Here is a 12704-nt window from a genome sequence, read left to right on the forward strand (position 1 = left end):
ATCCCGACCGGCTCACGACCGGCCTGCCGGCCCGAGCGGTGGGCGAGCGGTTGGCGGCGTTCGGGTTTGCCGACACGGACCGGGCCCGCGCCGCTCTGGCCGAGCTCACGCGCGGCCTCACCCGGTCCAGCCGCCTGATGCAGGCGCTGCTCCCCCTCATGCTCGAGTGGCTGTCGCTGGCCCCCAACCCCGATCTCGGCCTGCTCGGGCTGCGCCGGCTGGTCGGATCGTCGGGGACCCGGCGCGAGCGGATGGTCGGGATGTTCCGCGAGTCCCCCGAGACCGCTCGCCGCCTCTGCCTGCTGCTCGGCACCACCCCGCTGGCCCACGACCGGATCAGGCGGGACCCGGCCCTCCTGTCCCGGCTCCTGACCGACGAGGGGCTGGCGGAGCGGAACCGGGGAGAGCTGGCCGACCAGGCGCGCGCCGTCGTCGGGTGGCGCACCGAGCCCCGGCACCGCGCACGGGGCCTGCGGCTGTTCAAGTCCGGCGAGGAGGCCATCGTCATGGCCGCCGACATCCTCGGGCGTGCCGGGGTGGACGAGGTCGGCCGTCGGTTGGCCGAGCTGGCCGAGGCGGTCCTCGAAGCGGCCCTGGCGGCGGTCGACTGTCCCCTCCCCCTGGCCGTGATCGGCATGGGTCGCTTCGGCGGCGCCGAGCTCAGCTACGCCAGCGACCTCGACGTCATGCTGATCACGGGGGATGCCGTTCCCGGGGAAGCGGGCCGCGTCCCCCACGCCGAGGCGGCCGCCATCCAGCTCCTCCGTTTCGTGAACGGGGAGACGCCCGCCCGGCGCATCCACACGCTCGACGCCGACCTCCGCCCCGAGGGACGCGACGGCCTGCTGGCCCGCACGATCGCCGGTTACACCGAGTACTACCGGCGGTGGGCGCAGACGTGGGAGCGTCAGGCGCTGCTGCGGGCCCGGCCGGTGGCGGGCGACGCCGAACTGGGGCGCAGCTTCATGGACCTCGCGGCGGAGATCACCGGCCCGCAGGCAACCGATGACGAGGTGCGCGAGATCAGACGGATGAAGGCGCGCGTCGAGAAGGAGCGCATCCCGCCGGGTCAGGATCCCGACTTCCACCTCAAGCTCGGACGCGGGTCACTGTCCGACGTCGAGTGGACCGTGCAGCTGCTGCAGCTGACCCACCAGGTCCCCGAGCCCGCCACCCTGCCGGCCATCGACGCGCTGGTCGCCAGAGGTGCCCTCGGGGAGGAGGACGCCGGGGCCCTGGCCGAGTCCTACCGCTTCTGCGAGCACGTTCGGAACCGTCTGTTCCTGGTGCAGGGCGCGCCGGGGGACGCCTTCCCGACCGCGTCCGATCGGCTCGCCGTGCTGGCCCGCAGCCTCGACACCTCCCCTTCGGAGCTCCGGGATCATTTCCGGCGTGTTACAAGACGCGCCCGGAGGGTCACGGAACGCCTCTTCTACGGCCAAAACCGCTAGCCACCGCCCTTTCTGCTTCGACCGCCACATCGGCGAGGCGCGACAATGGGGCGGTCAGCGGGACGCGACAGCGTGCAGGGACAGCAGGACGGAGGAGTCAGTGCAGAGTCAGCAGGAGTACGTGCTGAGAACGGTGGAGGAGCGGGGCATCCGCTTCATTCAGCTCTGGTTCACCGACGTTCTCGGGACTCCCAAGAGCTTCAACATCACCCCGGCCGAGCTGGAGAACGCCCTCGACGAGGGCATGACCTTCGACGGCTCGGCGGTGGACGGCTTCAGCCGGGTGCAGGAGAGCGACGTCCTGGCCCGCCCCGACCTCAACACCTTCCAGATCCTCCCGTGGCGCGAGGGGGACCTGGCGGTGGCCCGCGTGTTCTGCGACGTGCTCAACCTCGACGGCACACCGTTCGAGGGCTGCCCCCGCCACGTGCTGCGCCGCACCCTGGAGAAGGCGCGCCACAAGGGCTACTCGTTCTACGCCGCCCCGGAGCTGGAGTACTTCTACTTCGCCTCGGCCCGACCGGACGGAGTGCCCCAGCCCCTGGACACCGGCTCCTACTTCGAGCTGACCGTGGCCGACCTGGCCGGGGACCTGCGCAAGCGCACCGTGCTCACCCTGGAGGAGATGGGCATCCCCGTCGAGTACGCCCAGCACGAGGACGCCCCGTCCCAGCACGAGATCGACCTGCGCCACACCGACGCCCTGACGATGGCGGACACGGTCATGACGGCGCGGCTGGTGGTCAAGGAGATCGCCCAGGAGCGCGGCGTGCACGCCACGTTCATGCCCAAGCCGATGGAGGGCGTCCAGGGCTCGGGCATGCACACCCACTTCTCCCTGTTCGAGGGGGACGTCAACGCCTTCCACGACCCCGGTGACCCGCACAACCTGTCGAAGGCGGCGCAGGGGTTCATCGCCGGCCTGTTGCGTCACGCCCCCGCCATCACCGCCATCACCAACCAGTGGGTGAACTCCTACAAGCGGCTGGTCGCGGGCTACGAGGCGCCGGTATACGTGTCGTGGGCGCGCAACAACCGCTCGGCGCTGGTGCGGGTGCCGTTCGCCAAGCGGGGAAAGCCCGAGTCGACGCGCATCGAGTACCGCTCGCCGGACCCGGCCTGCAATCCCTACCTGGCGTTCGCCGTGGTGCTGGCGGCCGGGCTCGACGGTATCGACGAGGGCTACGACCTGCCCCCCGAGGCCGCCACCAACCTCTACGCCATGAGCCCCGCCGAGCTGGCGGCGGAGGGCATCGGACCGCTCCCCGGCAGCCTGGCCGACGCCTTGAACCTGATGGAGAGCTCGGAGCTGGTGGCCGAGACCCTCGGGGAGCACGTCTTCGAGTGGTTCATCCGCAACAAGCGCGCCGAGTGGGCCGACTACAAGGCCCACGTGAGCCGCTTCGAGCTCGACCGCTACCTCCCCCGGCTGTAGGCGCCACTAATGGAGCCGCTCCTCGTCTTCCCCGACCCGCCGCCGGCCGACCTCGTGCTGGTTCTCGACCGGGCCGGCTACCCGTGGAAGGCGGTGAACGAGACCTCGGCCCGCAACGAGCCCGACGACGGGTGGGCGGGCGCCATCGTGTGCGACTGGGAGAGCGGGGGCGGGGAGGAGGCCTTTGCCCTGTGCCGGGCGCTGCGCAAGCGCGACGTGCCCCTCGAGCCCTTGCTGCTGGTCGTCGACCCCGCCCGGCTGGAGAACCTGGAGCTGCGCGAGGACCTGTTCGACGACTTCATCTGCGCCCCGCTGCGGGCCGAGGAGGTCGAGGCGCGCCTCAAGCACCTCTTCTGGCGCACCGGACGCGGCCTGCGCCCCGAGCTGGTCGAGTACGGGCCGCTGGTCCTGAACCTCGAGACGTACCAGGCGTCGGTCGGTGGCCGCGCCCTCGACCTCACCTACATGGAATACGAGCTGTTGCGCTTCCTCGCCACCCACCCGGGGCGCGTGTTCACGCGCGAGACGCTGCTGTCGCGGGTGTGGGGCTACGAGTACTACGGGGGGGCCAGGACCGTCGACGTGCACGTCCGGCGCCTGCGGGCCAAGCTCGGCGAGGAGAACGCCGCTCTCATCTCGACGGTACGCTCCGTCGGCTACCGCTTCGGCCAGCCCCGCTGGCCCGCGTGACCGGCGCCGGCTTGTAGGCCCACGCCTCCACCTCGACCAGGGCGCCCAGCGGCAACCCAGCCACCGCCACGGCCGAGCGGGCGGGGCGGTGGTCACCGAAGGCCTCGACGTACGCCTCGTTCATGCCGGCGTAGTCGCTCATGTGGGTGAGATAGACCGTCGTCTTCACCACGTCCGCCAGCGTGGCGCCCTCGGACTCGAGGAGGGCGGCCAGGTTGGCCAGGGCCTGGGTGAGCTGGCCCTGCAGTGCGCCGTCGGCCAGGCGCCCCTCGGACAGGCCGATCTGGCCCGAGCACACCAGCCAGTCACCGGCCCGCACGATCGGGGTGTAGGGACCGACCGGGCCGCCCCCGCCGCTGCTCATCTCGGCGCCACCCGGGCACAGGGCCAACGCTCCGGCAGCCCCGCCGCCAGCCACGCCGCCCCCGCCACCGCGGCGAACACCGCGTCCGACCCGTTCACCGGTTCCCCGTCCCCCTCGGCCACGTCCACCTCGATCCCCGGAGTGTCCTTGGCCCGCAGTATGCCGAACGAACGGATGGTCAGGTCGTGGACCAGGCCGGCGCCGTCGACGGCTATCGCTTCGCTGCGCACCCAACCCAGGGCCATGTGGGCCGCCCCCACGCAGTAGGAGCGCAGGACCACCGGGTCGAGGGGCGCCCCGCACCCCACCCGTACGCGCACGCCGGCGTCGTCCACCTCGGCCTCGGCCTCGGCCACATCGGCCGAGCGCACGGTGACCGTTCCGCTCCCCCGCCGGCGGGCGTCGAGGACGCCCAGGAGCACGGCGGCCTCCGCCCATCCCGCCGCCCGGGCCGCCGCCGAGGTCGGGGGCCCGGGTGCATCGACCTCCTCCACCACCAACCCGGGGGCCACCGACCTGATGGCGGCGGCGATCCCGTCGGTGCGCACGACCCGGACGATCCCGGTGCCGTCCTCCCGGACGCCCGCCGCCAGAGGGGGGCGCTTGGGCCCGAGGCGGACCACGTCCTCCCGGGACAGCAGCACCCGCACCGGCCGGCCGTGCTCGTCGGCCAGGCTCCGGGCCACCGCCGGCGCCACCGAGGCCACCTTCCCCCCGAACGCCCCGCCGTTGGCCAGGGGGGTGGCCGGCTCCCCGCCCGGCACACACCAGGAGGCGTCGGTCTCCAGGTAGCCGGGCTCTACCCAGGTGGTGGCCAGCCGGAGGGCCCAGTCCCCCTCCGGGACGGTCACGGGCCAGCTCACCTCCAGGGTGCTGTGCCGGCCCTGGACCTTGCCCGCCCGGGCCCGGGCCTCGGACAGGCTCTCCCCCACCACCCACCCTCCGGCGGGGTCGGGCACCGCCACCAGGGCGTCCGGAGGGGCGGAGTCGTCCGAGAAGCCGCCGCCACCCAGCGCCACCACCGCGCCCACCAGCTGATGGGTACGGCCCTCGAGGCCGGCCCGGTGGGCGGCGGCTTCGAGGTCGCGTTGGTGCCGAGACGCGGCCGGGCCCGAGCCGGCGCCGGTGGCCAGCTCGGCCGCCTCGAGGATGGTCCGCCACCCCGTGCAGCGACAGAGGTGGGCCAGGAGGGCGGAGGAGGTGGCTTCGGCCGAGACCGGGCCGCGCTGCTCGAGGCCGGCCAGGCGCATGATGATGCCCGGGGTGCAGAACCCGCACTGGCTGGCACCGGCGGCGGTGAAGGCGTCGGCCCATCGATCCCGTACCCCGGGGTCGAGGCCGTCGACGGTGGTGACGGTGCGCCCCGCCACCCGGCGGGCCGGGGTCACGCAGGCCACCCGGGGGGCGCCGTCGACCCAGACCGTGCAGCAGCCGCACTGGCCCTGGGGGGAGCAGCCGTCCTTGGGGGACCGCACCTGCAGCCGGTCGCGCAGGACCTCGAGGAGCGAGGCGCCGTCGTCGGGGGCCTCGACGGGGCGCCCGTCGAGGACGAAGGAGAGGGTCAGCCGATCAGCTGAACGAGCTGCCGCAGCCGCAGGTGCGCTGGGCGTTGGGGTTGGAGATGTGGAACCCCGCCCCCTGGAGGCCGTCCTTGTAGTCGAGGATCGACCCGTTGAGCAGCTCGGCCGACGCCGCGTCGACGATCACCCTCACCCCTCCGAACTCCCGGGCGATGTCGTCGTCGGCCACCTCGGTGTCGAAGAACATCTCGTAGGAGTAGCCGGAGCACCCGCCGGGACGGACGGCGACGCGCAGAGCCAGGCCCTCCTCACCCTCCTTGGCGATCAACTCGGCCACCTTGGCCATGGCGTTGTCGCTCAGGCTGATGGGCGCCGGCTTCTTGCCGATCTTGACGGCGCTGATCGTGGTCACGGTCACACTCCTTGCGGGTTTCCCGGAGCTCCAGACATCAATGCTACCGGACCGCCTCCACCACCTCGGCCCGGCAGGGGCGGTTGTCCTCGAGGGTGGCGAACTCGACCACCCGGCCATTACCGACCAACTCGGCCACCCCTTCGACTATTCCCCGGTGGAGGTGGCAGACGACGTCGGGGTGGGCCTCGGCCAGGTCCCGGAACGGGCAGTTGGCGAACAGCATCTCGACCCGGGCGCCCACCGGCGCCCCGAGGATCGGCTCGAAGCCCAGCCGCTCCATGGCGGCACGGAGGGCCTCCACGCAGGCCGGGCGGGCGCCCCGGCCTCGGCCGCTCCGTTGCGAGGCGGCCAGGCGCCGGCCCTCGGTCCGCCCCACCGCCGCCACCGCCTCGGGATCCAGGCCCCCGCGCGGGCTCCTGGCGCCGGCCAGCTGGGCCAGCAGCTCCGCCAGCAGCTGGTAGGACGGCGGGTCGAGGTCGACGCCGGGGGCGCCCGGGGTCGGGCGGTAGCGGTGCTGGGGGCGGCCCACCGTGCCCCGGCTGTCCATCTCCACCTCGAGGAGACCCGCCTCCCGCATCCGCTCCAGGTGGGGCCGGACGGTGTTGGGGTGCAGGGCCATCCGCTCGGCCAGGTCCGACGTGGACAGCGGGACCGGGCTGGCCCGGAGCTCGGCGTAAAGGGCGAAGCGGGTGTCGTCCCCCAGGGCCTTGTACACGGCCAACCGGTCCGCTTGGTCCATCGGACCCAAATACTACCGGTGGGCGCCGGTAGAATTCCTCCCGGAATGGCAGATGCCCCCAACGTCGAGCAGGTCCGGGAGGCGCTGACCCGCGTCATCGACCCCGAGTTGGGGGACAACATCGTCGACCTCGGGATGGTGCGGAATGTCGCCGTCTCGGCGCGGGGGGAGGCCACCGTCACCGTGGCGCTGACCGTCGCCGGGTGTCCCCTGCGCTCCCAGATCGACCGGGACGTGCGCGACCGGGTAGCCGCCCTCCCCGGCATCACGGCGGTCGACGTCGAGATGGGCGAGATGACCCGGCCCGAGCGAGCCGCCCTCATGGACCGGGCCCGGCGCCAGGCCCGCGAGCGGGCCCCGCTTACCGACATTCCGGCCTCGGCCCGCGTGGTGGCGATCGCGTCGGGCAAGGGCGGCGTCGGCAAGTCCTCGGTCACGGTGAACCTGGCCACCGCGATAGCGGGGCGAGGCTTCACCGTCGGTGTGCTCGACGCCGACATCTGGGGCTTCTCGGTGCCGCGCATGCTCGGGCTGGAGGGCCGGATCCCGGCGCGCGACCGCAAGATGGTCCCACTCGAGCGCCACGTCGGCGCCGGCCTGCTCAAGGTCGTCTCGATGGGCTTCCTGTCCAACGAGGACGAGGCGATCATGTGGCGGGGGCTCATCCTCAACCGGGCTCTGCAGCACTTCCTCGAGGACGTGGCCTGGGGCGCCCTCGACTACCTGCTGATCGACATGCCTCCGGGCACCGGTGACATCCAGATGGGGCTGGCGCGCATGCTGCCGCGCGCCGAGATGGTGATCGTCACCACGCCGGCGCTCGCCGCGCAGAAGGTGGCGGCCCGCGCCGCCGACATGGCCCGGCGCGGTCATCTGCGCGTGGCCGGCGTCATCGAGAACATGAGTGCGTTCGTCTGCGACCACGGGACCAGCTACCCCCTGTTCGGCGTCGGCGGCGGGGAGCGGCTGGCCTCCGAGGTCGGCACGACCCTGCTCGGCAGCATTCCTCTCGACCCGGAGGTGGTGGCCGGCGGGGACCCGGGGAGCCCGGTCGTGCTGTCCGGTTCGTCCGAATCGCCGGTCGTCGCCGCCTTCGAGGCGGTGGCGGAGCGCATGGTCACCGACGTGATGCCGGTGGTCGAGCTGGCCGGGTGCACGGCCCGGATGTTGGAGAACGTCGAGGCGGCGGTGGCCGCCGGCTCCTCTCCCCGCGCCGGCAAGTAGCGGATTCGCGCTCGCGCCGGGCGCCACCCCTCATGACAAACTGACCGTCTTGGCCCCTGGACGCGACGACCCGGGACCGGCGGAACGGACGGACGCGCCCGAGGGCGAAGCCACTCGCCTATACCTGCTGGCCCGGGCCCTGGGAGAGACCCTCACCGCCGCCGAGGTCGCGTCGGTCGTCTTCGAGGAGGCCCTCGAGGATCTGGGCGCGGCGTCGGTCGGTCTGTGGCTGCGGGAGACCGACGACGTGATCCGCTTCGCGGGCGGGGCGGGCTACGAGCGCGGGAAGGGACCCGACGCGGTCGGGGACATAACCCTCGACTCCGACCTGCCTGCGGCCGTATGTCTGCGCTCCGGTCAGATCGTCAGCTACGGGAACTCCGACGAGCGTGACGCCCGCTGGCCCGAGCTGATCGGGCTACCCGTCGCCTCGCAGGCCGTGGCGGTGGTGCCGCTGGTCGCGCCCCGCGGGCGGCGCACGGGTGCATTGCACATCGGCTGGCCCGAGCCCCGCCAGAACTTCCACCCCGACGAGGACCTGCTGCGCGCCATCGGCGACCTGACGGCCAGCGCCCTCGAGCGCGCCCGCCTCTACGAGGGGGAGCGCCGGGCCCGCGAGACGTTGGAGTTCCTCAACCAGGCCACCCGGCTGATGGTGAGCGCTCTGGACCCCGACGAGATCGTGCGGGCCATCGTCCGGCTGGCCGTGCCCCACCTGGCGCAGTGGTGCGCGGTGTACGTCGCCGAGGACAAGCAGCTCCATCGGGTGGCGATCGAGTTTGCCGCCGACCCCGACCTCGCCGACGACCTACGGGAGGCGCCACCGGTGCCCATCGACGCCGACATTTCGCTGGCCGAGGCCTTCCGCAGCGGCCGGACGATCGAGTTGAGCACCGTCAGCCCCGACGAGGTGTACCGCACCTACCCCCGCGACACGGCGGAGAAGCTCCTGGCCCTGCCCGGCGGCCCGTGGTCGGGCCTGGTCCTCCCGGTCCAGGCGAGCGGGGAGGTGATCGGGGTGATGAGCCTGCTCTCCCACAGCTGGCGGGGCCGGCCCTCCAGCGAGGCCCGCTACGCGTCGGAAGGGCTGGCGGCCCGGGCCGGGGTGGCCCTCCGCAATGCCCAGCGCTACCGCGAGCAGGTCGACAACGTCATGCTGCTCACCGCCGCCCTCCTGCCCGAGAGCGTGCCGCGTCTGCCCGGGTTGACCTTCGCCGCCCGGTACGCCCCCGCGTCAGGAGGGGTGAGCGGGGACTGGTACGAGGCGGAGTCGCTGCCCCGGGGCCCGGTGTTGGTGGGCATAGGCGACGCCTCCGGTCACGGCGTTCCCGCCGCCGCCACCATGGCCCACGTGCGCAACGCCGCCCGGGGGCTGGCGGTGGCCGGGATACCGCCCGGCCGGATGATGGAGCACCTGTCGGCGCTGCCCATGGGCGGTCCCGACCGGATGGCCACCTCCGTGTACGGGCTGCTCGATCCGGTGACCGGTGCAGGGGTCTGGGCCAACGCCGGGCACCCTCCGCCGATCGAGGTCCGCCCCGACGGGACGGTGACCCGGCTGGAGATGAGGCACGGACCGCCCCTCGGCACCGGCTCCACCGGCTACCCCGAGACGAGGGCCGACGTGCCCGCCGGCGGCAAGATCGTGCTCTATACCGACGGCCTGTTCGAGCGCCGGGGGGAGGATCCGATGCTCGGCATCCAGCGCCTGGTCGACGTGGTGGCGGGGGTGGCCCGCTCCTCGGCCGAGGACGTGGCCGACGCCCTGGTGGCGGCCCGCCCCGGGGGGGAGGACGACGACGCCTGCGTCCTCGTTATCGCGCGCTAGAGGACCAGGGCGTCCGCCGGGCGTCGGGGCGTCATCAGCACCACCTCGAAGGAGGCGCCGTCCCCGGTCCCGTCGTAGGCCACCCGTCCGCCCATGGCCTCCACCAGTCCCTTGACCAGGAACAGGCCGAGCCCGGTGCCCAGGCCGACCCGGCCGCTGCGCTGGTGACGGGTCAGGGTGTGCACCCGGCTGAACAGGACCGGCTCCACCGCCGCCCCCACCCCCGGGCCGTGGTCGACCACCTTCAGGCTCACCTGCCCGTTGCCGCCGTCGGCGGCGGTCCGGCCGGCCTCGATCACGACCGGAGGAGCGCCGTGCTCGAAGGCGTTGGCCACCAGGTTGGCCACCACCTGCTCGAGGCGCCGGGGGTCGGCCATGACCGACACGCCGGGATCGACCCGGATCACGACCTGGGCGGCGATGTCCTGGGTGGGATCCACGGTGTCGAGCGCGGCCTGCACCACCTGGAGCAGGTCGACCGGCCGCGGTGACAGGAGCAGCGAGCTCGCCTCCAGGCGGCTGACGTCGTAGAGGTCGTCGGCCAGCCGGGAGATGCGCTCGGCCTGGCGGCGGATGGCCTCCCCCATGCGCCGGATGCGCGGGCCGTTGAGCTCCTGGCCCATGGTCTCGAGGGTGGCCCCCATTCCCACGATCGTGGAGAGGGGGTTGCGCAGGTCGTGGGTGACGAGGGCCAGGAACTCGTTCTTCTCAGCCTCGAGGGCGTGCAGCGCGGTCGTGTCCCGGGCCACACCCTGGAACCCGACGATGTGCTCGTCCTCGTAGCGGGGCAGGACCCGCACCGCCAGCACCCGGCGCACCCCGTCGGGCCGCCGGACCGCCACCTCGAACGGACCCGCCGCCCCCAACCCCGGCGTGAGGGCGTCGAGCGACAGGCCTGACTCCTCCTCGGGAAGCAGGTCGGTGAGCAGCACACCGTCGAGCTCCTCGAGATCGCGGCCGACGATCAGGGCGAAGGCGGCGTTCGCGTAGGACAGCCGCCCGTCAAGATCCACCTCCCAGACGCCGTCGGAGGAGTGCTCGACGACGTGGGCGTAGCGGGCGCTGGCTGCCTCCTCCCGCTTGACCACCGCCGACCAGTAGCCGGTGGCCAGGGCGTCGATCAGGCGGTCCATGGCCGGCAGCACCCGCGTGAGCAGCAGCGAAAGCGCCAGCCCCCACCGCTGTCCCCTCTCCTCGGCCAGCTCCACCGCCGTCTGCACGACCAGGTCCCGGGAGATCCGCAGGACCATCAGCAGCTGGGGCAACGGGGATTGGGCCCAGGCCGCCGCCGCCCCCACTTCCTGGAGGTCGTCGACCAGAGCCTCGTCCACCTCGGCGCCGTGGCCGGTGACCGCCAGGATGGCCTCGAACCGGCTCTTGGCCTGGTTGATGAACCGGACCCTCTCGGACAGAGACCAGCTCCGCGCCTCGGGGATGGCGGTGGCGAAGATGTCGAACGCCCGCCGGGCCATGTCCTCCGAGCGCCCGTCGAGGTCGTCGAGCAGGGCCTGGGGATCCGGGTCGTCGGCCTCCAGGTCGAGGAGGTTGCCCGCCCCGAAGTCGGCGTTGCGAGCCAGGAAGGCCTTCAGGTCGACCAGCTGGAAGAGGGGCTCGGTGGCCCGGGCCAGGGCCTCATGGGGTGGGCCGTCGACGACCGACGCGGACAAGAACCGCGCCGCCACGAGAGCAAGCACCGCGTCGGCCGGGAGGTCGAGCACCCGCGCTGCCTCGTCCAACGCCAGAAGAGTCCGGCTGGTGCCGCGCTCGGCCATTCCCTGACTTTTCTACCAGTTGGCCCTAGTTCCTCCTGCGATGCTGGTTCTTCCTGAGCTGCATCCCAGATCCTTCCGGTTTTGCGGCCCCGGAACTGCTCGTCTTGCCGTCCGCGGATCCGGCCTGGCCGTCAGCGGTTACGGACCGACACCAGCTCCTTGACCGGGAAGGCCGGGATCTGTCCCACCGTCCGCAGGCCCGCCAACGTGCCGGTCTGACCCGCCAGCGACCACCGGGCCGTCCACCTCTCGTAGACCGTGACCGCGTAGCTCCCGGTGTCCGACCACACGTGGGTGATGGTCCCGTCCGGGTAGGGCGCCCCGGTCGAGTCGAACGGGCCCTGGAGCGGCGTCCCGTCCCCCCAGTCGACCCAGAACTGCCCCGACGCCTGGATCTGGAGCGCCCCCGCCCCGGTCGGATCGTTGAAGACCTGGGCCATGGTCCCGCCGGTCTCGAGGTAGGCGGTCTTCCCCGTCACGGCATACCCCGGCCGGATCCGGGGCGCCGGCTTCACCAGAGCGTTCTCCCCCTGGCTCGACCAGAACTGGGCGGCTATGGCAGCGGGAGCCGCCGGCCCCGCCGGTGCCGCCGGCGCTCCCTGGCACATCGGCCACTGCGGCGTCAGCTGAGGCAGCCGCAGCGCATTCGCCGCCGTCAGGCTCGCCTGGTCCTGAGGGGTGGCCACGTAGACGACCGTCGTTCCGATGCAGAACTGTCCCGCCTGCATGATCAGGCTCGGCAGATACACCGGAAAGAGCACAGCTTGTCGTCTCCCGTGGTTGACAGCCGCGACGACCGAGTGGCCTGGCGAAGCAGCTTGTTGCCCACCAGAAACCAGGAAGTCGACAGCACTTCCATTCGCATTCTCGTCGACGTTGATGTCTGCCCTGCCGGCTGCCCACACGATGCCGCTGAGGATGGCGAGTTGCGCAACTCCGATTAAGACGGCGACCCCGCTGCGCAAGGATCGGCCGGTCGTGCGCCGGCGGAGTTGTATCCCGCTACCGCTATCACCCATCCGGTCGGGTTGATGTGCTGCGGATCGTTCTCCGCGGTCGCGTGAGTCAACTCGATGTAGGAAACGTGACTGGGGGGCGGATGCACTGCAACTGCGGAAAAGTCGCGAGTGGCGCTCACAAACACGCATGATGAACTCCCCGAGATCACTTGAAGAACATGATCAGAGATGGCCCCTGGGCTCGCCTTGTAGTTGGGCAAGCCGGCTCTGATCTGAGCCAACCAAGAGTTGGTTTGAGTCTGAAACT

Annotated in this window: 11 protein-coding genes; 5 read left to right on the forward strand and 6 right to left on the reverse strand. The window is 72.3% G+C overall.

The genetic code is table 11. The features are described 5' to 3' along the window. The 3 genes from VFW24_00170 to VFW24_00180 form a co-directional block, all read left to right on the forward strand. Nucleotides 1–1451, forward strand: a 1451-nt coding sequence (locus tag VFW24_00170; protein ID HEX5265164.1) for a hypothetical protein, incomplete at its 5' end; no start/stop codon positions are given. A gap of 100 nt (nt 1452–1551) precedes the next feature. After that, on the forward strand, nt 1552–2886 hold the full coding sequence (locus tag VFW24_00175; protein HEX5265165.1) for a glutamine synthetase family protein: 1335 nt from the start codon (nt 1552–1554) through the stop codon (nt 2884–2886). A gap of 9 nt (nt 2887–2895) precedes the next feature. Further along, nucleotides 2896–3576, forward strand: coding sequence for a response regulator transcription factor (locus VFW24_00180; GenBank protein HEX5265166.1), 681 nt, complete (start codon nt 2896–2898; stop codon nt 3574–3576). On the opposite strand, the gene VFW24_00185 is transcribed toward VFW24_00180, so the two are convergent. The 4 genes from VFW24_00185 to VFW24_00200 all read right to left on the reverse strand — a co-directional run bounded on the left by VFW24_00185 (nt 3518) and on the right by VFW24_00200 (nt 6614). Beyond that, entirely contained in the window at nt 3518–3940 is a 423-nt protein-coding gene (locus tag VFW24_00185; GenBank protein ID HEX5265167.1) for a RidA family protein, read from the reverse strand. The two genes, VFW24_00180 and VFW24_00185, sit on opposite strands and share 59 nt — an antisense overlap. Further along, on the reverse strand, nt 3937–5415 hold the full coding sequence (locus VFW24_00190) for a 2Fe-2S iron-sulfur cluster-binding protein (protein ID HEX5265168.1): 1479 nt from the start codon (nt 5413–5415) through the stop codon (nt 3937–3939). Before VFW24_00190 ends, VFW24_00185 begins: the two co-directional genes overlap by 4 nt. Before the next feature lie 94 nt (nt 5416–5509). Then, nucleotides 5510–5872 carry an iron-sulfur cluster insertion protein ErpA gene (erpA, locus tag VFW24_00195; protein ID HEX5265169.1) on the reverse strand — a complete coding sequence of 121 codons (363 nt, stop codon included), beginning with the start codon at nt 5870–5872 and terminating at the stop codon, nt 5510–5512. Nucleotides 5873–5915: 43 nt separating this feature from the next. Further along, nucleotides 5916–6614, reverse strand: coding sequence for a helix-turn-helix domain-containing protein (locus VFW24_00200; GenBank protein ID HEX5265170.1), 699 nt, complete (start codon nt 6612–6614; stop codon nt 5916–5918). Between the two features lie 45 nt (nt 6615–6659). On the opposite strand from VFW24_00200, the gene VFW24_00205 reads away from it, so the two are divergent. Together VFW24_00205 and VFW24_00210 are read left to right on the forward strand one after the other, a co-directional pair. Further along, on the forward strand, nt 6660–7838 hold the full coding sequence (locus VFW24_00205; GenBank protein HEX5265171.1) for an Mrp/NBP35 family ATP-binding protein: 1179 nt from the start codon (nt 6660–6662) through the stop codon (nt 7836–7838). A gap of 49 nt (nt 7839–7887) precedes the next feature. Beyond that, nucleotides 7888–9666 (forward strand): GAF domain-containing SpoIIE family protein phosphatase, encoded by a 1779-nt coding sequence (locus tag VFW24_00210; protein HEX5265172.1) that lies wholly within the window; start codon nt 7888–7890, stop codon nt 9664–9666. On the opposite strand, the gene VFW24_00215 is transcribed toward VFW24_00210, so the two are convergent. Both VFW24_00215 and VFW24_00220 read right to left on the reverse strand, forming a co-directional pair. Next, nucleotides 9663–11438 (reverse strand): ATP-binding protein, encoded by a 1776-nt coding sequence (locus VFW24_00215; protein HEX5265173.1) that lies wholly within the window; start codon nt 11436–11438, stop codon nt 9663–9665. The two genes, VFW24_00210 and VFW24_00215, sit on opposite strands and share 4 nt — an antisense overlap. A gap of 131 nt (nt 11439–11569) precedes the next feature. Further along, the gene (locus VFW24_00220; GenBank protein ID HEX5265174.1) at nt 11570–12199 is read right to left on the reverse strand and encodes a hypothetical protein; all 630 of its coding nucleotides are present in this window, start codon (nt 12197–12199) and stop codon (nt 11570–11572) included. Nucleotides 12200–12704 lie beyond the last annotated feature (505 nt).

It is taken from the genome of Acidimicrobiales bacterium (genome assembly GCA_036273495.1).
GTDB lineage: Bacteria > Actinomycetota > Acidimicrobiia > Acidimicrobiales > JAJPHE01 > DASSEU01.

Excerpts from the sequence above, each read along its gene's own strand:
- VFW24_00180 (HEX5265166.1), top strand. The coding sequence starts at position 2,896 with ATGGAGCCGCTCCTCGTCTTCCCCGACCCGCCGCCGGCCGACCTCGTG.
- VFW24_00185 (HEX5265167.1), bottom strand. The coding sequence starts at position 3,940 with ATGAGCAGCGGCGGGGGCGGCCCGGTCGGTCCCTACACCCCGATCGTG.
- VFW24_00200 (HEX5265170.1), bottom strand. The coding sequence starts at position 6,614 with ATGGACCAAGCGGACCGGTTGGCCGTGTACAAGGCCCTGGGGGACGAC.
- VFW24_00205 (HEX5265171.1), top strand. The coding sequence starts at position 6,660 with ATGGCAGATGCCCCCAACGTCGAGCAGGTCCGGGAGGCGCTGACCCGC.
- VFW24_00215 (HEX5265173.1), bottom strand. The coding sequence starts at position 11,438 with ATGGCCGAGCGCGGCACCAGCCGGACTCTTCTGGCGTTGGACGAGGCA.